The sequence below is a fragment of the Maricaulis sp. genome (genome assembly GCF_039978735.1).
Lineage (GTDB): Bacteria > Pseudomonadota > Alphaproteobacteria > Caulobacterales > Maricaulaceae > Maricaulis.
In genome coordinates, this window is the sequence record NZ_JBDWAS010000008.1 from 41,821 (window position 1) to 67,108 (window position 25,288).

The window sequence follows — 25,288 nt, forward strand, 5'->3', positions numbered from 1 at the left end:
GGGATTCACCGTTCCTAAAGCCTGCTCGTGTTGAATCACTGGCAGGATATGAAGCCGGTGCGGGACAACCGGCCAGTTACAGGTGGTGGATTTGGACGCGATCAAGCGTTTCGGGACGAGTGCCTTTCTTGCGGTGGCGATTGCCTATTTCGGCTATCACGCGCTCACCGGCGAGCAGGGCGTTCTGAACTGGATTGTCGTCAAGAACGAGATTGGCGCCGCCGAGGCCGAACTCGCCATCGCCGTTTCCGAACGTGAACAGCTTGAAGAGACAGCGGCGCGCCTGCGCTCGGACAGTCTCGACCTCGACTATGTCGAGGAACGCGCCCGCGACATCCTCAATGTCGCCCATCCCCGCGAATTCATCGTCGAAATCGAACCCGCGCCGCAGCGCTAGGGTAGGTTTCACATGCTGCCACTTCCCCCGGACCCTTTCCGGGGTCTGGCATGCATGCGCGTTCGTGGCTGACAGCTAAAAATCCCTCCTTTTGCCGGGCCCCGGAACACGTCCGGGGAAAACATCCAGTTTGGCTTGTTGAGCCCCACCCGAACGCGCCTGCAGCATGCCCTTTTTTGGCCATGGAGCTTGCCGTTGGCGTCATCCATCTGATATGCGGCAGTGACCGTCAGATGGGAGCGCGAAGCTTTATTTCGCGTGCGAAGAAATGGCTGCCAAGCGTACGACCAAGACCACCGCATCGAAATCCTCGGCCAAGTCCGCCGGAAAAGACGAGCTTCTCCAGTACTATCGCGACATGCTGCTGATGCGGCGTTTCGAGGAAAAGGCCGGCCAGCTTTACGGCATGGGCCTGATCGCGGGCTTCTGTCACCTCTATATCGGCCAGGAAGCGGTCGTCACGGGGATCCAGGCGGCGCTGGAAGAGGGCGATCAGGTGATCACGGGCTATCGCGATCACGCCCACATGCTGGCCTGCGGCATGGACCCGAACGGTGTCATGGCCGAGCTGACCGGCCGCGAGGGCGGGTATTCGCGCGGCAAGGGCGGCTCGATGCACATGTTCTCCCGCGAGAAGCAATTCTATGGCGGCCACGGCATCGTCGGCGCCCAGGTCTCGCTCGGCACAGGCCTGGCCTTCGCCGACCGCTACAAGGAAAACAAGAAGGTCGCCGTGACCTATTTCGGTGACGGTGCGGCCAATCAGGGCCAGGTCTATGAGAGCTTCAACATGGCCAAGCTCTGGGATCTGCCGGTCATCTATGTGATCGAGAACAACCAGTACGCCATGGGCACCGCGGTCAAGCGCGCCTCGTCGGAAACCGCGCTGCACAAGCGCGGCCTCTCCTTCGGCATTCCCGGCGAGGAAGTCGACGGCATGGATGTCGAGGCGGTGAAGGCGGCGGCAGCCAAGGCCGTCAAACACGCTCGCGACGGCAACGGCCCCTATATTCTGGAAATGAAGACCTACCGCTATCGCGGCCACTCCATGTCCGACCCGGCGAAATACCGCACGCGCGAGGAAGTCGACGATATCCGCTCGCACCACGACCCGATCGATCTCGTCAAGAAGCGTCTCATCGAGGGCAAGCATGCCACCGAGGAGGAGCTGAAGGAGATCGACAAGGAGGTGAAGAAGGTCGTCAACGACGCCGCCCAGTTCGCCAAGGACAGCCCCGAGCCGGATCCGTCCGAGCTCTACACGGATGTGCTGGTGGAGGTGTAGGTTTGGCCTTGTCGGCCCATAGCTACGCTGTACGCGGGACTCGCCTGCCGGGCGAGCCTGTGCGCGACTGTGGTCCTGACAAGGGAGGACGATCATGACACCGCAAGTGAAGCACTTTCTCGATACCTGGCACCGCGCCGTTGAAACGCGCGACGAGACGCTGCTGGCGTCGATCATCGCGGAGGGCTGCGAGCTGCATTCGCCGGTGGTCTGGAAGCCGTCGGCCGACACGCACTATCTGCTGCACATCCTGATGGGCGTGATCACCACGGTCGAGGGCTTTGCCTATCGCCAGCAATGGGTGGACGGCAATGAGATCATCCTGGAATTCACCGGTACGGTGGACGGCAAGGGTCTGGTGGGAATCGACAAGATTTCGCTCGACGATGCCGGTCACATGAACCGGATCGAGGTGCTGATCCGGCCGATGAACACGCTGCTGGAATTCGCCACACGCATGCGCGAGCACGCGTTGCGCTACAAGCCGGAGGCCGCCAATGGCTAGCCGGCTGGGCCTTCTGATCGCAAGCGTCGCCATGCTGGCGGCGGGCGGCTGCACGGACAGCGCCGGGCCGGCCGTCGAGACGGTCGAGGCGGCCGTTCCGGGCTATCTGGAGCGTCTTGACGCTCCGGGCATGGCCGTGGCTGTGATCCGCAATGGTGAACTGGTCTGGGCCGAAGGCTTCGGCAGGACGGGTGTCGAGGCGGACAGCGCGCCTGTTACCCATCGCACCGTTTTCGAATTTGCTTCCCTGTCCAAACCGGTCTTCGCGGCGATTGCCGCCGGTCAGGCGCAGGAAGGTGTCTACGATCTGGACGGCGATCTCGGACCGGCGTCCGACTTTCCCCGCATCGCCGACGCCGAAGCTTTCGCCGGCGTGACCCCGCGCATGATCCTGTCGCACGGTACGACGCTGCCCAACTGGGCAGACGAGGCGGGCGGCCCGCTGGAGTTTTCCGGCACGCCGGGGTCTCGCTTCCGCTATTCCGGCGAAGCCTACGGCCTGCTGCAGTCGATGCTGGAACAGCGCACCGGGAAAAGCCTGGAAGCGCTGTTCGCGCCGCTGGCGGCCCGAGCGGGGATGACGGACAGCCATTATGCAGCCGGTTCTGCGGATCCGGTGATGGCGGTCAATCGCGACGGTTCGGTTCGCCCGCGCCGCGATGCGGTCGATGGACATGCCGCGGCCTCGCTTACCGCCAGCGTGTTCGATTATGGGCGTTTCGTCGCCTGGCTGCTCGATGATGATCAGGACGATCTGCGCGAGACCCTGTTCACTCCGACCCAGCCGGTGGCGTGGGACGCGTTCGGCCGGGAGGGCGAAATGTCCGAAGGCGCCGGGATCGACTGGGGGCTGGGCTGGGGGCTCTATCGCGAGAACGGCCGCCGGATCGCCTTCCACTGGGGCGATAATGGCGCTTTCAAATCCTTTGTCGCCATCGATGTCGACCGGCGCGACGCCATTATCTATGCCGCCAATGGCTGGGACGGTCTGTGCGTCGCCGTGCCGCTGGCCGAACCTGTCGTCGGCGATGTCGGCACGATCATGGACTGGCTGAACTACAGCCGTATCGACAGCGGCTCGCCCGTCTGTCCGGACCGGGAGTAGCGGCGATCATGCACTATTCCGGACACTGTCATTGCGGCGCCGTGAAGGCGCGTTTCCAGAGCGAGCGTACGCCGGCCGAGCTGGGCGTGCGCACCTGCCAGTGCGATTTCTGCCGCCGCCAGGGCGCCGTGAACATTTCCGACCCGGCCGGCGCGATCGAGATCGATTGCAGTCCGGACGACATCCATCGCTACCGCTTTGCCCTGCGCACGGCGGACTTTCTGATCTGCAGGACCTGCGGCACCTATGTGGCCGCCGTGATGGGCGAGGGCGCGCGTATCGTCTCGACCATCAATGTGGTGGGCCTGCGCATGACGGACTTTCTCGACATCGAGGAAGCCCCCGCCGACTTTGCCGCCGAGACAACCGAGGCCCGCATCGCCCGGCGTTTCGACAAGTGGACGCCCACACGTTTCACGAACCCACAGCTTGCCGCATCCAATTTCGGCCCTCACTGAACGGAAGATACCATGCCTATCCCCATTCTCATGCCGGCCCTTTCGCCCACGATGGAAGAGGGCACGCTGGCCAAATGGCTGATCAAGGAAGGTGACAGCGTCGAGAGCGGCGATGTCATTGCCGAGATCGAGACCGACAAGGCGACGATGGAAGTCGAAGCCGTCGAGGAGGGCGTGGTCGCCAAACTCCTGGTCGAGGAGGGCACCGAGGGCGTGAAGGTGAATTCGCCGATCGCCATGCTGGCCGAAGAGGGCGAGAACCCCGACGAGATCGAGGCGCCCGAAGCCGGCAGCGAAAGCGCTGCGGCCTCCAGTGCGTCCGATGAGGACGGTTCGGACGAGGCGCAGGACGAGACGCCGGATGCGCCGGAAGGCGAGCCGGTCTTTGTCGATCATTCTGCGCCGGACGCCTCGGATCCGGACCTGCCGGAAGGCACGAAAATGGTCGAGACCACGGTGCGCGACGCGCTGCGTGACGCCATGGCCGAGGAAATGCGCCGCGACGAGACGGTCTTCGTGATGGGCGAGGAAGTCGCCGAATACGAAGGCGCCTACAAGGTGACGCGCGGCCTGCTGGCCGAATTCGGTCCCAAGCGCGTGGTCGACACGCCGATCACCGAGCACGGCTTTGCCGGCCTGGGCGTCGGCGCGGCCTTCAACGGCCTCAAGCCGATCGTCGAGTTCATGACCTTCAACTTCGCCATGCAGGCGATCGACCAGATCATCAACTCCGCTGCCAAGACGCTCTACATGTCCGGCGGCCAGATGGGCTGTCCCATCGTCTTCCGCGGTCCCAACTCGGCGGCCAGCCGCGTCGGCGCCCAGCACTCCCAGGACTATTCCGCCTGGTATGCCAATGTGCCCGGCCTCAAGGTGATCGCGCCCTATGATGCGGCCGATGCCAAGGGGCTCTTGAAAGCCGCCATCCGCGACCCGAACCCGGTGGTCTTCCTGGAACACGAGCTGATCTACGGCGAAACCTTCGACGTGCCGGACACGGATGACTGGGTGCTGCCGATCGGCAAGGCCAAGATCCGCCGCACCGGCAAGGACGTCACCATCACTGCCCATTCCCGCATGGTCGGCTTTGCCCTCGAGGCTGCCGAGAAGCTGGCGGAAGAGGGGATCGACGCCGAGGTGATCGACCTGCGCACCCTGCGTCCGCTGGATACCGAGACCGTGGTCAATTCGGTGAAAAAGACCAATCGTATCGTCTGCGCCGAGGAAGGCTGGGGCCGCATGGGCGTCGGCGCGGAAATCGCCGCTGTCGTTACCGCCGAGGCCTTCGACTATCTCGACGCCCCACCCGCCCGCGTCCACCAGGCCGACGTGCCGCTGCCCTATGCCGGCAATCTGGAAAAACTCTCCCTGCCGGGCGTGGAGGATATCGTGAAGGCGGCGAAGGCTGTCTGCTACGCGGAGTAGGGTGGATGAATATAGAAAAGCTCTTGACCGCTTTACCTCAGGATGAATTGGAGGCGATGTTCGAGTTTTGTCGGCGTGTCGAAGCTGAAGGCCTTATTGAGGAGCTTCCTCAGACAACAGCCAACAGGCTAAACAACATCATAAACGCGATGCTTGAGCGTAATGGGTATGAGAGAATAGCGCGCCCGTATCGGAATGATGCGAACGACACGCTCATTGGTACCTTGAATGTTATTTCCGGATTAGAAGCTGATTATAAAGTCGGCTCTCTGTTCGAAAGTATTTCTGAAAATCGCGATCCCCTAGGTGTCGTTGAGCTAAACGCTGACGAGAAATCTATGATGCGTGATAAGTTGAATGATATCAGAGGTATGATAGACGATTCTGAATTGTCAGATCGCAAGAAGAATGCCCTCTATAGAAGAATTGGCGATCTGGAGAAGGAAATCGATATGGTTTCCACTCGAACTGATCGATTTTTTTCCTTCTTGGGTGATTTGGCGTTCACCGCAGGCGAAATGGCGGAAAAATCAAAGCCTGTCGCAGATCGATTTTCGGAAATTATGGAGGTGATTCTGCGTCGCCGGGCGGAGTCCGAAAACGTCTCTCTCCCGAAGCGAATGGAAAAACTCCTCTCCGATGCGCGTTCGGAGAAGGAGGAAGAATGACCACACCCACCAAATCCTGGCGTTCCGGCGGCTGCCATTGCGGGGCCGTGCGCTTCGAGGCGAATGTGACCGATCAGGTCGTGGCGATCTCGTGCAATTGCTCGCTGTGCGCCAAGACCGGCTTCATCCATCTGGTGGTGGACGATGCCGATTTCCGCGTCACCCAGGGCGAAGAGAATATCGACGAGTATTCCTTTCACACGCACACGGCCAAGCATCGTTCGTGCAGGACCTGCCACGTGACCACGCACCACACCATGCGCTCGCGCCCGGACGGGATGTCCGTCAATCTGCGCTGCCTGGATCCCGATGCGAACCTGCAGCTGCGCTTTCAGGAATTCGACGGCGCCAGCTGGAACGAAGACGACGATATGCCCACGACTGCGGCCAATCAGGCCTGAACGAGGAAAAGACCCATGGCGATTGAAATCCTGATGCCCGCCCTGTCGCCCACGATGGAAGAGGGCACGCTGGCCAAATGGCATGTCAAAAAGGGCGATACCGTCGAGAGTGGTGACGTCATTGCCGAGATCGAGACCGACAAGGCGACCATGGAAGTGGAAGCCGTGGACGAGGGCGTCGTCGGCGAAATCCGGGTCTCCGAAGGCACGGAAGGTGTGAAGGTCAACGCCGTCATCGCCATCCTGCTGGAAGAGGGCGAGGACGAAAGCGCGCTCAAGGACGCCGGCAAGGGCGACGACAACGCCGAGGCGAAATCGGACGACAAGGCGGAAGCCAAATCGGAATCCAAGTCGCAGACATCTTCCGGCGCGTCCGGCACGCGCAAGCTTGAAGACGTGCCGGCCGGGAGCAAGGCCCCGCCGCCGCCGTCCCGGGATGGCGACCGGATCAAGGCCAGCCCGCTGGCGCGCCGCATCGCGGGCGACAAGGGTCTGGACCTGAAAACCATCGAGGGTTCGGGGCCTTATGGCCGTATCGTCAAGCGTGACGTCGAGAAGGCCCAGCCGTCGGCCGCGCCGTCCAAGGCTGCCGAAGCTCCGGCTGCGGCTCCGGTCGACATGGACGATCCGCTCAAGGCCTATGGCATCGCCCGCGACCGCTACGAGGTCGAGAAGGCCGACAATATCACCAGGATCTCGGCGAAGCGCCTGTCCGAGAGCTTCCGCGATATCCCGCACTTCCCGCTCAACGTGGATTGCCGGATCGATGCGCTGCTGGACTTCCGCAAGCGGGTGAATGCGGTCGCCGAGAAGGATGGCGACAAGGTCTCCGTCAACGACATCCTGATCAAGGCGTCCGGCCTGGCGCTGAAGAAGGTGCCGGCGGCGAATTCCTCCTGGATCGAGGGCGGGCATATCGCCCGGCACAAGCATGCCGATATCTCGGTCGCTGTCGCGATCGAAGGCGGTCTGATCACGCCGATCGTCAAGGATGCCGATCTGAAGGGCCTGGTCGAGATCTCCCGCGAGATGAAGGATCTGGCTGCCCGCGCCCGCGAGAAGAAGCTGAAGCCCGAGGAATTCCAGGGCGGCACGTTCTCGCTCTCAAATCTGGGCATGTTCGGGATCGACAGCTTCGCCTCCATCATCAACCCGCCCCAGGGCATGATCCTGTCTGTCGGGGCCGGCGAAGAACGCCCGGTCGTCAAGGACGGGGCGCTGGCGATCGCGACGGTGATGACGGTGACGCTGACCTGCGATCACCGCGTGGTCGATGGCGCCACCGGCGCGAAATGGCTGCAGGCGTTCAAGACTTTCGTCGAAGACCCGATGACGATGCTGATGTAGCCACGGGTCTCCGACGTCCGACGTACAGGCGGGCCGGTCAGTCCGGCTCGCCGAGCGCCAGGATCTCGGCCAGCAATTCGCCGTAGGCTGTCATCCCCAGGCGCGGTGTGCCGGGCTGGTCGGTATCCATGCGGTGGACGATGACCATATCGCGGCTGGGAATGACGGTCAGATAATGTCCGCCAGCGCCGGCGCCGGTATACATGTCCGGTGCCAGGCCAGCCGCTTCTGCGCTCGCGTCATCTGCCGGTTTCCACCACATATAGCCATAGCCGCCCGCCCAGGCGCCCGGCCATTCGGTCTGCGAGTGCGTGGCGGTGCTGTCGGCGACCCAGTCGGCTGAAATCAGCTGTTCGCCATTCCACTGCCCGTCCTGCAGGAAGAGCTGGCCGAACAGTGCCAGATCGCGGGCCGAGATGCGCAGGTGATAGGCCGGGAAGGCCGTGCCCGGCGCGTAGAAGCGGTAGGAGCCGAAAGCGTTCCAGTCTTGCATGCACATGGGTTCGGCGAACATGCGCTGGAAGGCACCATTATAGGTGCGATGCGATACGCGCTCGAAGATATGCCCTGCAACATTGAAGTCCCAGTTGTTATAATACCAGTGCTCGCCGGGCGCATAGGCGCCGCGCTCCGGCCGGGAATCGGCCATGGCCTGCGTCTCGGCGGCCGAGGCGATGTAGACGCCTGAGCGGGCGGTGATGATGTCGCGCACGGTCGCGCTGCGTTCGGTCTCGGTCAGCCCGGGCAGATCATCGATTTCCAGCTCGGCAAGTGTTGTGTCCAGCGTGATCGCGCCATTGTCGACCAGCACGCCGATCATCGCGCTCATCACGGATTTGCGCAGCGAGTGCAGCAGGAAGGGACGTTCGATCTCGCCCCGGCTGTACACAATCTCGCCACCCTGCACGATCATCAGCGCGGCCGAGCCGAGCTCTTCGGCGCGTGCATCCAGCGCTGCGAGATCGCTCCCGCTCCAGCCGAGCGCGGCCGGATCGGCGGCGCTTGCCAGCGGATAGACGCTGCAGTCCGGCACGCCCTGCGCCAGCGCCGTGCCGGACAGAACAGCCAGGCTGGTCGCGGCCGCAACGGAAATCCGCGTCAGAAACGCGGTGTGATGATTGAACATGAAATCCCCCAGTTCAGTGGCCGGTTGTCCGGCGTGCGGGATCTTTCTTGGCGATGCCGCCCCATCCGGAGTGTGACCGGCAGATGTCGATCTGTTCAGATGCGCCGCCGCGTCCCCCGAACCGGGGAGGGCGGCATGCGCCCGCAGCAGGCACACTGCCCGCATGTCCTGTGTTTCGATCCTCTTTCTGGGCCTGGCCCTGCAGGCCCCGGCCAGTGTCCATCCGGACCTCGCGGTCCTGGCGCCCTATGAGGGCCTGTGGCAGAGCGAGGACGGTGCGCGGGCGCTGCATGTCGAGATCGCCGGAGAGACCGCCGCCCGCCTGCGCTACGGCGTCTGGCAGGGTGACGCCTGGTACTGGCAGCCGGCCTGGCGGATCGAGGTCAGCCCCCATGGCGGCTGGCCGAAGGGCTGGCAGCCCCACGAGGTCCGCAACGACCCGCCGCTGGAACTGCACGATGACACCGATCCCGGCATCGAGTGGCACCGCGATTCCGGCGCCTACGGTATGGGCCATATCGTCGAGATCGATATCTGGGACGAACCGCAGGACGGCCGCTTCACCTGGCTGCGCCTGCATTCACGCCGCAATGGCGCGGACCGTGTCGGCGCGGGCGTGTGGATCGCGGTAACCGGGTAGAACCATTTCATCGGCCTCAATGGCGATGAAATGGTTCTGGCTTTTTGAGTGGTCGCATTTTCGAACCGCAAAACCGGTTCCCACTTTTGCTAAAAATGCTCTGACTGCACACAGACTGCATCCACTGGCGCCGCTGCTTGCATCCCGGACTTGAAGCGTGATTTTGCGATTTGAGTCCGGGAGTTGAGTTTGAAACATCTTGTTGCCGCCGGTGTCATCCTGTCCGCCATGCTGGGCGCCTGCGCCACCACGCCAACCGGCGGGCAGGACGCCTTCGGTGCCTGTCCGCAGGAAGACGGGCATCCCGAGCTCGCCGGCAGTGTCTGCACCGTCCAGAGCGTCGCACTGAACCAGACCGCGCCCGAGGGAGAGCGGATCGGTCTTTTCGTGCGCAAATTCCCGGCCCGGGCCGAGCGCGCGGGCGAAATCTGGATGCTGGCCGGCGGGCCGGGCGAGGCGGGCACGAGCTTCTACACGAAGATCGCGGACTTCCGGGCGCGTTTTCCCGGCTTTGACATCCTGATCCCGGATCATCGCGGCACCGGCCGCTCGGCGCACCTGTGTTCGGGCGAAACCCTGCAGAGCGAAGCGGGGACGGCGCTGGCCGGCAGCGAGTTCGGGCCCTGTTTCGGCGAGATCTGGGCTCAGTCAGAGCGCACCATGCAGTTCTCCATGACGCATGCCGCGCACGATCTCGACACGCTGATCGCCCGCCTGGGCGGCGAGGGCGAGCGCTGGGTCTATGCCGTGTCCTACGGGACGGGTCTGGCCCTGCGCTTCGGCCAATTGCACGAGGCCTCAGTAGACGGGTTGATCCTCGATTCCCTCGTACCCGCGCTCGACGATACGCAGTACGACCTCTCGCACCGCTCCCACACCGTCGATCTCGTCGGCCGGCGTGTGCTGGCGGCCTGCGCTGCCGACCCGGCGTGCAATGGCCGTTTCGAGGGCGGCATTGAAGCCGAATATGCCCGCCTGCTGGCGGACATCGCGGCGGGCCATCGCGACGACATCGCCGAGACCCTGCCCGGCGGCAATCTGCGCCACACGCTGGGCACCATGCTGGACGTGCCGGCAGCGCGTGCCCTGATCCCGGAGATGATCGATATCGCGATCGACCGGCCGCAGGCGCTGGGTGCTTTCTACACCGGTGAGGTCGTGCCCGCCTTCGCCGCGCTGTCCGCCGTGTCGGACTACGAGGGGTCGGCCTTCTCCATCACCCTGGCGGGCCTGATCGGCGTCTCCGAGACCAATCGCCGTCCGGAGATGACGGCCGATGCCGTCGCGGCGGAAGAGGCCGGGCTGTGGTTCACCTCGCCGCTGACCCAATTGCAGACCCGCACCTCCATGCCCGCCTATCCCCGAGACGAATGGTTCGACGCCCCCTATGCCGATCTGCCGCCCGTCCTGGTGGTGCACGGCACGCTCGACCCCAAGACAACGCTCGAAGGGGCAGAGCGCCATATCGCGGCGCTTGAGGCAGGCGGCACGGATATCACCCTGGTGACCGTGGAGCGTGCGCCCCATGCCAGCTGGTTCTTCGCGCCGGACTGTCTCTATGACTCGATGGAGGATTTCATCGAAGGCGATGCGGTGGCGGAGCGCTGCACGCCTGCCTCTATGCAGTAAAGCCGGTGCAGCGCCGTCAAAAATCTCTACTGTCATCCCGGATGGATGCCCGGCCTCAAGCCGGGCGCAAGTCCGGGACCCATAATCCCGGTGCTTGTCCAGCTGTCTTCGCTATAGACCCTGCTTTTGGCCAATAGCGAGTGTATGGATCCCGGCGCTCCACCCCGCCTTCGCGGGGTATCCGGCCGGGATGACAGGAGAGGAAGATCCCGTGACATCCCAGCCCGCCCATCTCGCCGAAATCCGCCATACCGATCTGGTGTTTCCGCACCAGACCAATCACCAGGGCAGCTATTTCGGCGGTGCCGCCATGGCCGAGATGGACAAGGTCGCCTTCCTTGTCGCGGCGCGGCATGCGCGGCGGCCCTTCGTGACGGCGTCCTGCGACAAGCTGGATTTCGTTGCACCGGCCCATGTCGGCGATCTGGTCGAGCTGACCGGCCAGGTCCGCATGGTCGGGCGGCATTCGATGATCGTCGATGTCGAGCTGGCTGCGGAGAACCTGCTGACCGGCGTGCGCCATATCTGCACCCGCGGCGCCTTCACCATGGTGGCCGCCGACCGCAAGTCCAATCCGGATCGCCTGCCGCCGGCCCCCGATTCTCGGCCGGATTTCGCGCCCAGCCCGGCGGGTTATGCGCGCACGCTGCAGCTCGTCTTTCCGGGCGACACCAATCATCTGGGGCAATTGTTCGGCGGCAATGCCATGTCGCTGATGGGCAAGGCGGCCTATATCGCCGCCTCGCGCCATACGCGCTGCAATGTCGGCATGGCTGCTTCCGACAAGATCGACTTCATCGCCCCGACGAAAGAGGGCGAGCTTCTGGACGTGATCGCGGATGTGGTGTCGGTCGGCCGCACCTCGATGCAGGTCGCGGTGCGCGCAGAAGCCGAGGATCTGATGAGCGGCGAGCGCCGTCTCGTCGGCGAGGCAAGCTATGTCATGGTGGCGCTGGACGGGGAGGGGCAGCCGACCCCGGCATCGCCTCTGAAAGTCTAGCGCAACTTCATCGTCATTGAGGCAGATGAACTTGCTTCGGATTTTTGAGTGGTCGCATTTTCGAACCGCAAAACCGGTTCCCACTTTTGCAGAAAATGCTCCGGCCGGGTTACTGGTCCCGGCGCGGACCGCCGGCACCGCCCGGCAGGTTCTGTTCGCCGCCGAACTGTTCGGACGGCAGACGGCCGACATTGCCCAGCAGCTGCTCCAGGAAGCTCAGCTCGCGGCCACGGGTCGGGGTTTCGCGATCGGCATAGGCGACGATGCGGCCATCCTGCAGCGAGTATTCATTCACCGTGGCGACCGTGCCGGCTTCGTCGAAGCTGACAGCGATGATACGGCGGTCGCGCGTGGCCGGACGCAGATAGGCCAGGCTCTCGCGGGTCGAGGAGATGTAATACCAGGTGTCGTCCTCGAACGTGCCCGTGGTTGAAGGATTGCCCAGACGCGCCAGAACGCTGTCGCGGGTGTCCTCGGCCGGAACGATATTCGGCTCCTCGGTAACGGTGTAGCGATAGCCATGGGAGCGGAGCACCGGGTTGCAGGCGGATACGCCGGCAGCACTGACGGCAACCAGAAGGGCAAGGCTGAGGTGACGCTTCATGGACTTTCAAAACTCCCTGGCACACGACGGGCGGGCGCAAAGCGTCCCTGTTGCCGTGTCTTGACCTAACCAAGGGTGAGCTTAGCTTCAAGCGCGAATTGATGGGAGCCCGCAATCGCATGCTGCGCCGCCTGTTTGCACCCAAGCCGGAAAAACAGACCGCTCAAACACTCTATCGCGCCATTGTGGATGCCGCGCGCCAGCCTGCCCTGTATGGCGAGGCGGGCGTGGCCGACACGCTGGAAGGGCGTTTCGAGCTGGTCGTGCTGCACACGGCCCTGGTCATGCTGGAGCTGCGTACATCGCAGGACGAGAAGGCCAAGGCCGTCAGCCAGGCCCTGTTCGATGTCATGTTTGACGATTTCGACGCCGGCATGCGCGAGCTCGGTGTGGGAGATTCGGCCGTCGGCAAGAAGATCCGCTTCATGGCGGAGGGCTTTTACGGCCGCGCCCAGGCCCTCCAGACGGCTTTGGAAGCAGACGATTCAGGCCGGGAATTGCAGCAGGTTCTCGCCCGCAATCTGCTCGGGTTCGAGACCCCGGATGCACGCGCAGAACGCCTTGCCCTATACGTCAACTCGGCCGCTGCCGCACTGCGCGGGCAGGGGGCTGAACCGCTTGTGGCCGGCGAGCGTCCGGCCTTTCCCGCGGCGTGACAGCGGGCCTGCCGTCTTGCATCTCGACAATCATGGTCTAAGTTCCGCGGGCTCCGGCGCCACGCCACCCTTGCGAAGGATTGAATATCGCGGCTCATGACAGCTATCCCCACGATTTCCGTTGACGCCATGGGGGGCGATCTGGGTCCCCAGGCGGTCGTCGAGGGTATTGGCCATGCGCTCAAACGCTGGCCGGACCGCAAGGTGAGATACCTCCTGCACGGCGACGAAGCCCTGCTGGCGCCGCTTCTGGCCGCCAATCCCAAGGTCGCTGCCGTCTGCGAATTGCGGCACACCGACACGCTCGTCCAGATGACCGACAAGCCTTCCGAGGCCGTGCGCCGGGCGCGCGGATCCTCGATGTGGAACGCCATCCAGTCCGTGAAGGCCGAGGAGGCCGGCGCCATCGTGTCGTCCGGCAATACCGGTGCGCTGATGGCCATCGCCAAGGTCATCCTGCGCATGAAGAAGGGCGTGCACCGCCCGGCGATCTCGGCCAACTGGCCGACGCCGAAAGGCCATACCGTCGTGCTCGACGTTGGCGCCAATGTGCAGTGCGGTGCGACCCAGCTCGTGGAATTTGCGATTCTCGGCGAGGCCTATCACCGCGCCGTGTTTGGCGGCGAAGCGCCCACCGTGGGCCTGCTGAATGTCGGCCAGGAAGAACTCAAGGGGAATGATATCGTTCGCGAGGCGGACCAGCTGATCCGCTCCTCCGGTCTCGATATCGCCTATCAGGGCTTCATCGAGGGCAATGATATCTCCGGCGGTAGCATTGACGTCGTGGTGACGGACGGCTTCACGGGCAATATCGCCCTGAAGACCGCCGAGGGCACGGCGCGGCTGGTGGCGGGCTGGGTCCGCGAAGCGCTGACCAGCTCTCTGCTCAGCAAGATCGCCGCCGGCCTCCTGTCGCTCGGCGCGCTCGACCGGCTGCGCCAGCGCATGGATCCGCGCTACATCAATGGCGGTGTGTTGCTGGGTCTCAAGGGCATCGTGGTGAAGAGCCATGGCGGTGCCGATGGCGAAGGTTTCGCCTCTGCGCTGGGCCTCGCCTATGTCATGGCCCAGAGTGATTTCATGTCCGAGATCCGCAAGAATCTCGACAAGTTCGCCCAATCCGAAGAACAGGGTGTCGCTGCGGCCTCATGACCGACAGACTTGCGCGTATTGCCGGCATCGGGAGCTATCTGCCCGACCGGATTCTATCCAATGACGACCTCGCCGCCATGGTGGATACCAGCGACAGCTGGATCCGCGAGCGCACGGGTATCCGCCAGCGCCATATCGCACCGGACGGTGTGACGACGGCCGATCTGGCCGAGCAGGCCTGCCGCCGCGCGCTCGACGATGCCGGGCTGACGGCCGAGGATGTCGATTTGATCGTCGTGGCGACCACGACGCCGGATTTCACCTTCCCCTCGGTCGGCACCATGCTGCAGGCGCGGCTGGGCGCCACGAAAGGCGCGGCCTTCGACGTGCAGGCGGTGTGTACCGGCTTTGTCTACGCAATTTCGGTCGCCGACAACATGATCGCGCGCGGCCAGGCGGAAACGGCCCTGGTCGTCGGGGCGGAGACGATGTCCCGCATCCTCGACTGGACCGACCGTTCGACCTGCGTGCTGTTCGGCGACGGAGCGGGCGCGATGGTGCTGACGGCCGGCGAACCGGCCGGTACTGACGGCGCCGACGGCATTCTCGCGACCTATCTGCGCTCCGACGGCCGCTTCAAGGACCTGCTCCATGTCGATGGCGGCCCGTCCTCCACCGGCACGGTCGGCCATCTGCGCATGGTCGGCAACCAGGTCTTCCGTCATGCGGTGACCAATATCGCCGAGTCCATGACCACCATCGCCGGCCGGGCCGGCGTTTCCATTGAGGAAGTCGATTGGTTCGTGCCCCACCAGGCCAATCAGCGTATCCTGGAAGGCGTCGCGCGGAAGTTGTCGATCCCGACCGAAAAAGTGATCTCCACGGTGGCCGATCACGGCAATACCTCGGCGGCTTCGGTCCCGCTCGCTTTCGACCGGGCGGTTCAGGACGGCCGGATCAAGCGCGGCGATCTCGTTTTGATGGAGGCTCTGGGCGGCGGCTTCACCTGGGGCGCGGTCCTGGCGCGCTTCTAGCGCGAAATCGTCGTGTTTATTCCGTCGAACCAAGGCCTTGGCGTTGACCTGACCGGGCAAGGAGGCGTAGCCTGTCTTCATCTATGTGGGGATGGTTATGTCGGATAAAACTTTAACGCGAGCCGATCTGGCGGAAGCCGTGTACCAGGAAGTCGGATTGTCGCGGCAGGAATCGGCCGATCTCGTTCAATCCGTACTCGGCATGATCTCGGATACGCTGGCCTCGGGTGAGAGCGTCAAACTCTCTTCCTTCGGGTCATTCCTGTTGCGCGACAAGCGCGGCCGGGTCGGTCGCAATCCCAAGACCGGTGTGGAAGTCCCGATCGAGGCCCGCCGCGTTCTGGTGTTCAAACCGTCGCAAGTTCTGAAGGAGCGCGTCGACTCCTCCCTGTCCAAGGACTGACCCCGAGCGGGCAGGGCGGCGCTGGCGCGGTAGCACATGTCGGTCAGCAAGAAATCGCCGGAAGCCTTCCGGACCATCTCCGAAGCCGCCGAGGAGCTGGATGTGCCTGCGCACGTCCTGCGTTTCTGGGAGAGCAAGTTTCCCCAGATCAGCCCGCTCAAACGGGCCGGCGGGCGCCGCTTCTACCGGCCGCAGGACCTGCAGCTCCTGCGCGGCATCAAGCGTCTGCTCTATGAAGACGGGTTCACCATCAAGGGCGCCCGCAAATTTCTCAAGGATAATGGCGTTGCTTCCGTGATGGATCTCGGGGCCGGCGTGGTGGAGACCGGCCCGATGGCGGTCGACGCCGCCGACATCGAAACACCGGCCCAGCCGGCACCGGCGGTGCCGCGCCCGGCCGACGGGCCGCAGCGCCAGCTGCACGATATCATCGCCGATCTCGAGAACGCCCGTGCCAAGCTGAAATCGGCCATCGAGCCATAGGCCGCACCGATTGCATTTTCCGCTGACAGGCTGGTTGCAGCCGGTTTCGCCTCACCCTATAACCGGCCTCCCCATCGGACAGGTCCGCCTGTCCAAAAGTGAGTGTCGGAGCGTGGCGCAGCCCGGTTAGCGCACCGGTCTGGGGGACCGGGGGTCGCGAGTTCGAATCTCGCCGCTCCGACCATTTTTCTCAAGACGATTATCCCGAGATTTCCCGCCGTGCCGCGTCGGCCAGGAAGGCCGAACGGGTCATGCCGCGGGCACGCGCCGTCGCGTCGATCGCCTGCAACAGACCGGCATCCATGGTGAGATTGGCTTTCACCGTCCGCCCGGACAGCTGGATAAGCGGAATGGCGAGAAAGAACCCGTCATCACGCATGGCCTCGCGAACTTCGGGGGCCTGACGGAGTTCTGCCAGGCTCCGCGGCGCTACGGGCGGTGCGTCTTCGAACCACAGCGCCAAAGCTTCGCGAGCGAGGCGCGGCAGGTCGTCGAGATCGTCTGCAGCGGAGAAACAGCCCGGCACGTCCGGAAACTGGATGCCATAGGCGTTGTCGCCGTCTTGGTGAACGATTCCGATGAAATGCTTCATGCTCACTCCTCGATCCAGCCGGCCTGGCGATAGATGGCACGAACCGTACCCATGGGCAGGTCCTTCTTGGGGTGAGGGATGATCAACGTGACCGCACCCTTGCGGAATTTGTGATGGGATCCACGCGCACCAATGAGCTCAAACCCGTCCCGTTGCAGGCGCGCTATCAGTTTGCGGCTGTTTCTCTCGAATTCCGGCACATTAATAAGGCGTATTTATATGCGCCTTCCCGGGTTGCGTCAATACGCTATTATCGGGCAAAGGAACTCAAAAACAACCAATGGTTATTGGCTCAGTGCCGCCTTCATCACATCCTTCATCGGCACGTCCGGATTGACCAGATCGTCCAGGTCCGGCTTTGCGCGCTGGGCAATCATCATCTTGGCGGCCATGAAGCCGTGAGCGTCATTGACGCAGTCCGCCGCGATCAACACGCCGTCCTTTAGATGGAAGAGGGTGAAGTGACCGCCCGCCGGATCGGCCGGGCGGCGCTGCAGTGTCGTGTCCTGCTGGCCGATTACGCCGGCGGTCTGCAGTTTCAGCTCGAACTGGTCGGACCAGAACCAGGGCACTTCCGGTTTGGGGGCCGGTGTGCCGCAGATCGCCGCGGCAGCGTGTTTGGCCTGGTCGAGCGCATTGGGCACGGATTCCAGCCGGATCCGCGTGCCGGTCATCCAGTTCTCCTGTTCGGCACAATCCCCGATCGCGAAGATGGCAGGATCCGAGGTGCGGCATTCACTGTCGACACCGATCCCGTTTCCTGTGGTCAGGCCCGCGGCGGAGGCCAATTCCTGGTTGGGCAGGACGCCGATGCCGACCAGCACGCTGTCGCAGGCGATCTCGCGCCCGTCGGCCAGCAGCACCGCGCCGGCGCGCCCCTGGCTGCCCTCGATGGCCTCGACCTGGGCGGACAGTTCGACCGTCACCCCGCGCGAGCGGTGAGCGTCCAGATAGAAAGCTGACAATTCGGGCACGGCGACCCGCGCCAGCAGGCGGTCCATCGCCTCGATGACAACCGGTTCCGCGCCCAGCTTCTTCGCCACCGAGGCCGCTTCCAGACCGATATAGCCGCCGCCGACAATCGCGATGCGCTTGCCCGGCTGGAAATCGGCCTTCAGCGCGTCGATATCGGCAATGGTGCGCAGATAGCGCACGCCGTCGAGATCGGCGCCGGGCACGGGCAGGGGGCGCACACGCGATCCCGTGGCGATGACGAGATGGGTATAGGTCTCCGTCGTGCCGTCATCGAAGCTGACGGATTTTGCGTCCCGGTCGATCGCCGTCGCGGTAACGCCCAGGCGCAGTTCGACCTTCTGGTCAGCCCATACCTGCGGCGGCTGCAGCCACAGCCGGTCCTCGCCGATCTCGCCGGCCAGATAGGCCTTGGACAGGGGCGGGCGCTGATAGGGCGGGTGCGGTTCGCTGCCCGCCAGAACAATGCGCCCGTCGAAACCGGACCGCCGCAGGCTCGCAGCACATTGCCCGCCGGCTTGGCCGGCCCCCAGAATGATCACCGTCGCATCCGTCATGCTCTATCGATCCCCGTCGTGACTTGTTGTCGTCTTTTGCCTGTCTGCGACACAATGGCGCGTCGCTGTACGATGTGCGAGTGCAAACTTGGCCATGCAAGCCTGAAGCTGCGCCCCGGGCCTTGCCCCCTCCGCCGATTGCGGTAGTTACCGCGCAGCGGAGGTTCCATGGCCTACCATACGAGTATCACCAGTCGCGCCGTTTCCAACTGGCTGCTCATCGTCGCCCTGATGGTCGTCGGCATGATCATTGTCGGCGGCACGACCCGCCTGACCGACAGTGGCCTGTCGATCACCGAATGGAAGCCGATCTCCGGCGCCATCCCGCCGCTCACCCAGTCCGACTGGGAAGAGGAATTCCGCCTCTACCAGCGCACCACCGAATTCCAGGAACAGAATTCCGCCATGACGCTGGCGGAGTTCGAATTCATTTTCTGGTGGGAGTGGGGGCATCGCCAGCTGGGCCGCCTGATCGGCCTCGTCTTCGCCGTGCCCTTCGTCTTCTTCTGGCTGCGGGGCCATCTCAGCGCCCGGCTCAAGCCGCGCCTCTTCCTGCTTTTGTGTATGGGCGGCGCCCAGGGCGCGATCGGCTGGTGGATGGTCGCCAGCGGGCTGGTCGACCGGCTGGATGTCAGCCAGTATCGGCTCGCCACGCATCTGGGCATGGCCTTCATCATCCTGGGCTATTCGGTCTGGCTATCGCTGGAAGCGCGGTTCGGGCCGCCGCCCCTGCGCCGCGGCACGCTGGCCGGCGTGTCCTTTGCCCTTCTCGGCCTGGTCTTCCTGCAAATCATACTGGGCGCCTTCGTGGCCGGGCTGGATGCGGGCCGCATCTACAACACCTGGCCGCTGATGAATGGCGATCTGGTCCCGGAGGGCTATCTGGGCGGGATGAGTTTCTTCCCGGCGGTCTTCGAGAGCCATGCGGCGGTGCAGATGCATCACCGCTGGACAGGCTATCTCGTGGCACTGGCGGTCTTCGCCTATTCGGTGACGATCTGGCGTGAACCGCGCGTGTCGCTGAAACCCTTCATGGTGATCCTGCCGGCCCTGGTCGTCGGCCAGATCGCCCTGGGCATCGCCGCACTGCTGGCGGTCGTGCCCCTGGGCCTGTCGCTGGCGCACCAGCTGGGCGCGGTCCTGCTCTTCCTTGCAACACTGTGCGCCGCTTGGACTGCGCGGCGGGCTGCTTAGCCCGCCTCGTTGTCGCCTGAGCCGCCGACCGGATTGCTGCCGGTGATCACGGCGCGCGAGAAGGCGTCGCGGGAGATCACTTTCACGCGCTGGTCGGCCTGATCGAAGATCGACAGCATGCCGTTGGAATAGGCGGTGAAACCGTAATCGGCCGGCGACACGGCGATCGCACCCGGACGGCCGATGCCCGGTGTGGACAGGCCGTCGACGACATCGATCGCATCGCGCTCTTCCAGCGTGCGGGCATCGAAGCTGCGCACGGTCTCGCCGGCCCCGTCGGTGGCCAGCAGCAGGCGCGTGCCGGAGAACTCGCCCACCGCGATGCCGGAGGCGGGGATGTTGGCCTCGGCCAGAACCGCGCCCTCGGACGACAGGCGGGTCACGCCGGCAGCGGGGCTGGCGGTATAGATATCGCCATCGAACACGGCACACTGGCGCGCCGGGGCGGGCAGCGGAAAGCTGCGCATCTCTTCCACCGACAGCGTGTCGCCGCCGGCATCACGGACGCGCCAGACATTTGCCGTGGCGCCGGTTTCCAGAACCACAAGTTCGACAAATCCGGCGCCTTCACGCAGCAGGCACAGACCGGCCACACCGCCATCCGTACCGGTTTCGGCCAGCGGCAGGTCGAGCACCTGGGTACCGTTGCGCACGATGGCATAGCCGAACACGGCGCCATTGTCGGGCGAGGCACCGAAGACCAGCGGCAGGTCTTCCCCGCGCAGCTGGAAGTCCGGAGCGGTCGCCAGACCGGTCAGGCGCGCACCGGCATGCCGCCGCTGCAGCTCACCGTCCAGATTGAAGATGTCCAGACCGCCTTCACGCGGCGCCGAGATCACCAGGCCGAGCGAGGGGGCATCGCCATCCGGCAGGAAGGCGAGGGCGCTGGCGCCGCCTTCCACGCCGGTGAACGCCGCCGTGACCAGCACTTCCAGCGTCTCCGGACCGGTCGCCGCATCCGGCGTTTCGGCTGCGTCCTCTCCCGTCTGGCCGCAGGCGGCCAGTGCCAGCAGGCTTGTGCCTAGAGCGAGCGCCCGGACCAGGGACCGCGCACCGCGAAGGTGCGGCCGGGATTGCGCTGAATGTTGAAAAACAGGGTCGAACCGTCGGGACTGAAGCATGGACCACAAATCTCGCTTTTCTCGCCGAGCGCGTCGGCATCGGCATTCCGGCCGATCGTATACACGCGGCCCTCGGGCGTCACGCCGCGGATGTACTGATCCTCATCGCCGTCTTCCACGACAATGAGATCACCCCAGGGCGCCACACAGACGTTGTCGCATTTCTCCATCACGCGTGCATCGTCCGATTGCACGAAGAGCTGCAGGCGGCCGGGCTGTTCGGATTCGCGGTCCGTGCCCTCGAACGGGCTCGGCTGGTAGCGGAAGATCTGGCCGATCCGTTCCGGACCGCCATCGGTGCAGGCGAAATAGCATTCATTCTCGCCCCACCACAGGCCTTCGCCGCGGGTGAACATGGCCGCGCCATCGGCATGGCCGCGCTCGGCGAGGTCATTGTCCGGGTTCTCGACATCGGCAAGATCGACCCACTCCACCTCGAGCCAGTCGCCCACCGGCAGGCTGTTGCCCGTCCAGTTGCGCGTATCCAGACCCGGCTGGCCACGCACGGCCAGCGCCTGCAGCCGTCCGCCGCGCGCCAGCTCGCCCGGCACGTCCGGGATATAGCGGTAGAACAGCGCCAGGCCCCGGCGGTCCTCGGTCTCGTAGACGCAGCCCGAAGCCGGGTCGACGGCAATCGCCTCGTGCCGGAAACGGCCCATGTCGATGATTGGCACCGGCGTCACCAGGCCCGTCGCATCCGCGGGCACTTCGAAACAATAGCCATGATCGACCTGGGCATCGCCGCCGGCCTGCCACTCGGTCTCCTCGCAGGTGATCCAGCTGCCCCAGGGCGTCGGCCCGCCCGCGCAGTTATTGATCGTGCCGGCCAGCGACATGTATTGCTCGGTCACCTCCAGGGTTTCCGGATCGACGACCAGGTGGCTGGTTCCGCCCAGATGCGGGGCGCCGTCATCGGTCCAGTCATGCACCTTGTCGCGGTCAATCAGGTCGAGTCCGGCTGCATCGGGTCCGAAGGCCGACTTCTCGATCTCGTCCGGATTGAGTTCGTGATTGCGCACCAGAACCCATTTGCCGTCCGCGCGGGTGAAACAGGCCATGCCGTCGAAATCGCCCGGTGCGATCAGACCATCGGTCATCGCATCGCCGACGGTGGAGATGACCTCATAGGTGAAGCCTTCGGGCAGATCGAACAGGCCGGCCGGATCGGCCACCAGCTCGCCATAGCCCTCGACCTGGTTCAGCCAGGGCTGGGTGACCCCGTCGGCCCGCGCACAGCCGGCCAGCGCCGGCAGTCCGGCGAAGGCGACGGAGGTCGCTGTGGCGGATTTCAGGAAATTGCGGCGGGACAGGGACATCGAACAACTCCGGGCGTTCAGGGGAGGGTGTAATTTAGTGTGGCAATACAACGGGTTCACGACGGAAAAATGACGTACGCGATATATGTGGTATTATTTGACCGTATACGCAGGTGTATAAAATTCAACGCGGAATTCCGCCGAGGCTTGACCGGTTCGAATTTCACCTCTAAACGGCGCGCTCGAATTCAAACCGGGGCCAACCGGCCAAAGGCGAGAGAGTTATGAAGACCTATTCCGTGAAACCGGCGGATGTCGAGAAGAAGTGGGTCGTGATCGATGCAGAAGGCGCCGTTGTCGGCCGTCTGGCTGCCTACATCGCGACGCGTCTTCGCGGCAAGCACCGTCCGGACTACACCCCGCATGTCGACATGGGCGACAATGTGATCGTCGTGAATGCCGAGAAGGTCGTGTTCACCGGCCGCAAGCGCGACAACAAGCGCTATTACTGGCACACCGGTCACCCCGGCGGCATCAAGGAAACCAGCCCGGCAAAGCTGCTGGACGGCCGTTTCCCGGAGCGTGTCGTCGAGAAGGCCGTGCTGCGCATGTTGCCGAAAGACAGCCCGCTGGCACGTCAGCAGTTCTCGAACCTGCGCGTTTACGCCGGTGCCGACCACAAGCACGAGGCCCAGCAGCCGGAAGTGGTCGACTTCAAGTCCATGAACACCAAGAATACGCGAGGCTGATATGAGTGACGAAGCCCGCTCGCTCGAAGACCTGAAAGACGTCATGAAGGACGCCGATACCGGCGCCGTCGCGACTGAAGAGTCTGTCCCGGCCGAGCCCAAGATCGACGAACACGGCCGCGCCTACGCGACCGGCAAGCGCAAGAACGCGGTCGCCCGCGTCTGGATCAAGCGCGGCAATGGCAAGATCACTGTGAACGGCAAGGACCAGGAACAGTATTTCGCCCGCCCGGTTCTGCGCATGCTGCTGCAACAGCCGCTGGAAACCGCCGAGCGCAAGGACGAGTTCGACATTGTCGCCACCGTCGTCGGCGGCGGCCTGTCCGGTCAGGCCGGTGCCGTGCGTCACGGCATCTCCAAGGCGCTGACCCTGTTCGAACCGGGCCTGCGCCCGGTGCTCAAGGCCAATGGCTTCCTCACCCGCGACAGCCGCGTGGTCGAGCGTAAGAAGTACGGCCGCAAGAAGGCCCGCCGCAGCTTCCAGTTCTCGAAGCGCTAAGGGTTTTCGGAGCGATCCGATTTCACGAAACGGGCGGTGCCGCTGGCGCCGCCCGTTTTTTTATTGCGGCTCCTGTTTCGGGCCTACCGCCACAGCTTGCCCAGCTCCTCGGCCAGTATGTCGTAGACCAGCCGGATCTTGCGGCTGGTATTGAGTTCGCGGTGGGTGACCAGCCAGACCGGCACCGGGATGTGGGGCAGGGCCGGAAAGACCGGCTCCAGATCGGGATAGAAACCGATCATGTCACGCGTCACCACGCCGACGCCGAAGCCCTGGCGGATCAGGGCGAGATAGGCCGGTCCGCTTTCCGAGGTGACACGGAAACTCTCCGGCGTGAGGTCGAGCCCCAACTCCCTCAGGAACTCCAGGATGCGTGGATCGCGCTCGAAGCCGACAAAGTCGAGCCGGCTGACCTCTTCCGCCGTTTGCGGCCGGCCTACCCGGTCGAGAAAGGCCGGCGCGGCATAAAGATGTGCGCTGGTCTCGCCCAGCAGGCGGGCGATCAGGTCGGGCTGGTCCGGACGCGCGTGCCGGATGGCGATATCGGCCTCGCGCTTGGTCAGGTCGCGCACCGTGTTCGAGGCGATGATCTCGATCTGCAGTTTCGGCGCGATCGTGCGCAGGCGTTCCAGGGCGGTTGGCAGAAAATAGGTCGCCACCAGGTCGGTCGATGTGATCGAGACATAACCCTCCACGGAGTTGGCCTGGCCGGATGCCGTCAGCGAGATGCGCTGGGCGGCTTCGCCCATGGCGCGGACATGGTCGACCAGTTCCAGCGCCGCCCCGGTCGGCCGCATGCCGCGCGGGCCGCGCTCGAACAGGGTGACCCCCAGAGCCTCCTCCAGCGCGGTGATCTGGCGCGACAGGGTCGGCTGGGTCTGGCCCAGCGCGCGCGCCGCGGCGGAAAACGACCCTTCCTCCACCGTCGCCAGAAAGGCGCGGACCTGGTTCCAGTCAAAGGCGATACTCGTCCAGTTCATCGGTTTTCGTATATCAGCTGCAGGGATTTGCAGATTTATATCCGATTTGCGTATGGGTACATGGGGGCTGACAAACAGGGGATTGAATCGATGGACCGCAACCGGCGCTTTTGGGACCGCACGGCGAAAAAATACTTCAAGGCGCCGATCGGCGACGAGGCGGCCTATGAGCACAAGCTGGAAAAGACGCGCGAATATCTCACCCCCGACAGCGAGGTGCTGGAGTTCGGCTGCGGCACGGGCGGAACGGCCGTGCTGCACGCGCCGCACGTCAAGCATTACCTGGCCACCGATATTTCCGATGAGATGCTCAATTTCGGCCGTGAACGCGCCCGCGAGGCCGGTGTGCAGAACATCACTTTCCAGCGCGCGAATTTCGACGAGCTGGACGTGGCACCGGAAAGCTTTGACGCCGTCCTCGGCCTGTCCATCATCCACCTGATGCAGGACCCCGATGCCGCCATCGCCCGTGCCTTCCGTCTTCTCAAGCCCGGCGGCGTCTTCGTCACCAGCACGGTGTGCATTGCCGACGGGCTGTGGTTCCTGGTGCCGATCATCCCGCTCATGCAGCTCTTCGGCCTGGCGCCGCATGTGAAATTCCTGTCGGCGCGCCGCCTTCGCAAAGCCATGGAGGCCGCCGGTTTCCAGATCGAATACGAATGGTGGCCCAAACGCTCCAAGGCCCTCTTCCTGATCTGCCGCAAGCCGGGGTAGGGGGCGCCACGTCCTTATCCCCGTCCGGGGAGAAGGTGCTCGCAGGGCGGATGAGGGGCACTCCTCACCTTGAACACCACACCCATTTTTCCCGGCTGCAAGCCCGGCGACGGCCGGGCGGAGTGCCGGGACCTGCGGGAAGCTCGTCGCTTGAAATGACGCACGGTCGGTCCCGGATCTGCAGCCTGCTTCCGCGGGCCTCCGTCCGGGAAAAATGGAGAGAGCGGTGAAAAGAGAGCGCAAACGCCACAACACGCACCGTCACCCTGACGAAAGTCAGGGCCCAGTTCATAGAGCGCGGTGACGGCGATCTCGCACTTATCCCGCACATCGCCACCACTCAGACCGTGCCCGCCTGGCGAAAATCTGCCTTTACGATCTGGGTCCTGACTTTCG

At 64.2% G+C, this 25,288-nt stretch carries 29 protein-coding genes and 1 tRNA gene; 22 read left to right on the plus strand and 8 right to left on the minus strand.

Annotated elements, in window-relative coordinates; genetic code table 11:
- Positions 1–91: 91 nt before the first annotated feature.
- The 9 genes from ABJO18_RS02710 to ABJO18_RS02750 all read left to right on the plus strand — a co-directional run bounded on the left by ABJO18_RS02710 (position 92) and on the right by ABJO18_RS02750 (position 7,591).
- Positions 92–397: a septum formation initiator family protein gene (locus ABJO18_RS02710; RefSeq protein ID WP_348508481.1), complete on the plus strand. Its 306-nt coding sequence runs from the start codon at positions 92–94 to the stop codon at positions 395–397.
- 268 nt (positions 398–665) lie between these two features.
- Positions 666–1,682: a pyruvate dehydrogenase (acetyl-transferring) E1 component subunit alpha gene (gene pdhA, locus ABJO18_RS02715; protein ID WP_348508480.1), complete on the plus strand. Its 1,017-nt coding sequence runs from the start codon at positions 666–668 to the stop codon at positions 1,680–1,682.
- 94 nt (positions 1,683–1,776) lie between these two features.
- On the plus strand, positions 1,777–2,187 hold the full coding sequence (locus ABJO18_RS02720) for a nuclear transport factor 2 family protein (protein WP_348508479.1): 411 nt from the start codon (positions 1,777–1,779) through the stop codon (positions 2,185–2,187).
- Positions 2,180–3,292: a serine hydrolase domain-containing protein gene (locus tag ABJO18_RS02725; RefSeq protein WP_348515722.1), complete on the plus strand. Its 1,113-nt coding sequence runs from the start codon at positions 2,180–2,182 to the stop codon at positions 3,290–3,292. Before ABJO18_RS02720 ends, ABJO18_RS02725 begins: the two co-directional genes overlap by 8 nt.
- Before the next feature lie 8 nt (positions 3,293–3,300).
- Positions 3,301–3,750, plus strand: coding sequence for an aldehyde-activating protein (locus ABJO18_RS02730; protein ID WP_348509548.1), 450 nt, complete (start codon positions 3,301–3,303; stop codon positions 3,748–3,750).
- A gap of 12 nt (positions 3,751–3,762) precedes the next feature.
- Positions 3,763–5,175 (plus strand): pyruvate dehydrogenase complex E1 component subunit beta, encoded by a 1,413-nt coding sequence (locus ABJO18_RS02735; RefSeq protein WP_348515723.1) that lies wholly within the window; start codon positions 3,763–3,765, stop codon positions 5,173–5,175.
- A 5-nt stretch (positions 5,176–5,180) separates the two neighbouring features.
- Complete coding sequence (locus ABJO18_RS02740; protein ID WP_348508497.1) at positions 5,181–5,843, plus strand: hypothetical protein; 663 nt, start codon at positions 5,181–5,183, stop codon at positions 5,841–5,843.
- Positions 5,840–6,244: a GFA family protein gene (locus tag ABJO18_RS02745; RefSeq protein WP_348508498.1), complete on the plus strand. Its 405-nt coding sequence runs from the start codon at positions 5,840–5,842 to the stop codon at positions 6,242–6,244. The genes ABJO18_RS02740 and ABJO18_RS02745 overlap by 4 nt, the downstream gene beginning before the upstream one ends.
- 15 nt (positions 6,245–6,259) lie before the next feature.
- Positions 6,260–7,591: a pyruvate dehydrogenase complex dihydrolipoamide acetyltransferase gene (locus ABJO18_RS02750; protein WP_348508499.1), complete on the plus strand. Its 1,332-nt coding sequence runs from the start codon at positions 6,260–6,262 to the stop codon at positions 7,589–7,591.
- Between the two features lie 37 nt (positions 7,592–7,628).
- Here the strand turns inward: ABJO18_RS02750 and ABJO18_RS02755 are convergent, their stop codons facing one another.
- A complete protein-coding gene (locus ABJO18_RS02755) occupies positions 7,629–8,717 on the minus strand; it encodes a serine hydrolase (protein WP_348508500.1) in 1,089 nt (362 codons plus the stop codon).
- A 163-nt stretch (positions 8,718–8,880) separates the two neighbouring features.
- Here ABJO18_RS02755 and ABJO18_RS02760 point away from each other — a divergent pair, with 163 nt between their 5' ends.
- From ABJO18_RS02760 to ABJO18_RS02770, 3 genes are all read left to right on the plus strand, one after another.
- Positions 8,881–9,357 carry a hypothetical protein gene (locus tag ABJO18_RS02760; protein WP_348508501.1) on the plus strand — a complete coding sequence of 159 codons (477 nt, stop codon included), beginning with the start codon at positions 8,881–8,883 and terminating at the stop codon, positions 9,355–9,357.
- Positions 9,358–9,546: 189 nt separating this feature from the next.
- A complete protein-coding gene (locus ABJO18_RS02765; protein WP_348508502.1) occupies positions 9,547–10,986 on the plus strand; it encodes an alpha/beta fold hydrolase in 1,440 nt (479 codons plus the stop codon).
- Between the two features lie 211 nt (positions 10,987–11,197).
- Positions 11,198–11,986, plus strand: a complete 789-nt coding sequence (locus ABJO18_RS02770; RefSeq protein ID WP_348508503.1) for a hotdog domain-containing protein — start codon at positions 11,198–11,200, stop codon at positions 11,984–11,986.
- Between the two features lie 109 nt (positions 11,987–12,095).
- On the opposite strand, the gene bamE is transcribed toward ABJO18_RS02770, so the two are convergent.
- On the minus strand, positions 12,096–12,590 hold the full coding sequence (gene bamE / locus ABJO18_RS02775) for an outer membrane protein assembly factor BamE (RefSeq protein ID WP_348508504.1): 495 nt from the start codon (positions 12,588–12,590) through the stop codon (positions 12,096–12,098).
- 119 nt (positions 12,591–12,709) lie between these two features.
- Between bamE and ABJO18_RS02780 the strand changes: the two genes are divergently transcribed.
- The 6 genes from ABJO18_RS02780 (at position 12,710) to ABJO18_RS02805 (ending at position 16,442) form a co-directional block, all read left to right on the plus strand.
- Entirely contained in the window at positions 12,710–13,246 is a 537-nt protein-coding gene (locus tag ABJO18_RS02780; RefSeq protein ID WP_348508505.1) for a ubiquinol-cytochrome C chaperone family protein, read from the plus strand.
- Between the two features lie 96 nt (positions 13,247–13,342).
- Positions 13,343–14,398 (plus strand): phosphate acyltransferase PlsX, encoded by a 1,056-nt coding sequence (gene plsX / locus ABJO18_RS02785; protein WP_348508506.1) that lies wholly within the window; start codon positions 13,343–13,345, stop codon positions 14,396–14,398.
- The gene (locus ABJO18_RS02790) at positions 14,395–15,372 is read left to right on the plus strand and encodes a beta-ketoacyl-ACP synthase III (protein WP_348508507.1); all 978 of its coding nucleotides are present in this window, start codon (positions 14,395–14,397) and stop codon (positions 15,370–15,372) included. The genes plsX and ABJO18_RS02790 overlap by 4 nt, the downstream gene beginning before the upstream one ends.
- Positions 15,373–15,469: 97 nt before the next feature.
- Positions 15,470–15,775 carry an integration host factor subunit alpha gene (locus ABJO18_RS02795; protein ID WP_348508508.1) on the plus strand — a complete coding sequence of 102 codons (306 nt, stop codon included), beginning with the start codon at positions 15,470–15,472 and terminating at the stop codon, positions 15,773–15,775.
- Positions 15,776–15,811: 36 nt separating this feature from the next.
- Positions 15,812–16,258 (plus strand): MerR family transcriptional regulator, encoded by a 447-nt coding sequence (locus tag ABJO18_RS02800; RefSeq protein ID WP_348508509.1) that lies wholly within the window; start codon positions 15,812–15,814, stop codon positions 16,256–16,258.
- A gap of 106 nt (positions 16,259–16,364) precedes the next feature.
- Positions 16,365–16,442 (plus strand) — tRNA-Pro (locus ABJO18_RS02805).
- 15 nt (positions 16,443–16,457) lie between these two features.
- Here the strand turns inward: ABJO18_RS02805 and ABJO18_RS02810 are convergent.
- The 3 genes from ABJO18_RS02810 to ABJO18_RS02820 all read right to left on the minus strand — a co-directional run bounded on the left by ABJO18_RS02810 (position 16,458) and on the right by ABJO18_RS02820 (position 18,379).
- Complete coding sequence (locus tag ABJO18_RS02810; RefSeq protein ID WP_348508510.1) at positions 16,458–16,850, minus strand: type II toxin-antitoxin system HicB family antitoxin; 393 nt, start codon at positions 16,848–16,850, stop codon at positions 16,458–16,460.
- A gap of 2 nt (positions 16,851–16,852) precedes the next feature.
- A complete protein-coding gene (locus tag ABJO18_RS02815; protein ID WP_348508511.1) occupies positions 16,853–17,050 on the minus strand; it encodes a type II toxin-antitoxin system HicA family toxin in 198 nt (65 codons plus the stop codon).
- Positions 17,051–17,134: 84 nt separating this feature from the next.
- Positions 17,135–18,379 carry an FAD-dependent oxidoreductase gene (locus ABJO18_RS02820; RefSeq protein ID WP_348508512.1) on the minus strand — a complete coding sequence of 415 codons (1,245 nt, stop codon included), beginning with the start codon at positions 18,377–18,379 and terminating at the stop codon, positions 17,135–17,137.
- 168 nt (positions 18,380–18,547) lie between these two features.
- Between ABJO18_RS02820 and ABJO18_RS02825 the strand changes: the two genes are divergently transcribed.
- Positions 18,548–19,573, plus strand: coding sequence for a COX15/CtaA family protein (locus ABJO18_RS02825; RefSeq protein WP_348508513.1), 1,026 nt, complete (start codon positions 18,548–18,550; stop codon positions 19,571–19,573).
- On the opposite strand, the gene ABJO18_RS02830 is transcribed toward ABJO18_RS02825, so the two are convergent.
- On the minus strand, positions 19,570–20,694 hold the full coding sequence (locus ABJO18_RS02830) for a hypothetical protein (protein WP_348508514.1): 1,125 nt from the start codon (positions 20,692–20,694) through the stop codon (positions 19,570–19,572). The two genes, ABJO18_RS02825 and ABJO18_RS02830, sit on opposite strands and share 4 nt — an antisense overlap.
- The gene (locus tag ABJO18_RS02835; protein ID WP_348508515.1) at positions 20,595–22,010 is read right to left on the minus strand and encodes an alkaline phosphatase PhoX; all 1,416 of its coding nucleotides are present in this window, start codon (positions 22,008–22,010) and stop codon (positions 20,595–20,597) included. Before ABJO18_RS02835 ends, ABJO18_RS02830 begins: the two co-directional genes overlap by 100 nt.
- Before the next feature lie 224 nt (positions 22,011–22,234).
- Between ABJO18_RS02835 and rplM the strand changes: the two genes are divergently transcribed.
- Both rplM and rpsI read left to right on the plus strand, forming a co-directional pair.
- Positions 22,235–22,699, plus strand: coding sequence for a 50S ribosomal protein L13 (gene rplM, locus ABJO18_RS02840; RefSeq protein ID WP_348508516.1), 465 nt, complete (start codon positions 22,235–22,237; stop codon positions 22,697–22,699).
- Between the two features lies 1 nt (position 22,700).
- Entirely contained in the window at positions 22,701–23,198 is a 498-nt protein-coding gene (gene rpsI, locus ABJO18_RS02845; protein WP_348508517.1) for a 30S ribosomal protein S9, read from the plus strand.
- 83 nt (positions 23,199–23,281) lie between these two features.
- Here rpsI and ABJO18_RS02850 read toward each other — a convergent pair whose 3' ends face one another.
- A complete protein-coding gene (locus tag ABJO18_RS02850; protein WP_348508518.1) occupies positions 23,282–24,178 on the minus strand; it encodes a LysR family transcriptional regulator in 897 nt (298 codons plus the stop codon).
- A 90-nt stretch (positions 24,179–24,268) separates the two neighbouring features.
- Here ABJO18_RS02850 and ABJO18_RS02855 point away from each other — a divergent pair, with 90 nt between their 5' ends.
- Positions 24,269–24,892 (plus strand): class I SAM-dependent methyltransferase, encoded by a 624-nt coding sequence (locus ABJO18_RS02855; RefSeq protein ID WP_348508519.1) that lies wholly within the window; start codon positions 24,269–24,271, stop codon positions 24,890–24,892.
- Positions 24,893–25,288: the final 396 nt, after the last annotated feature.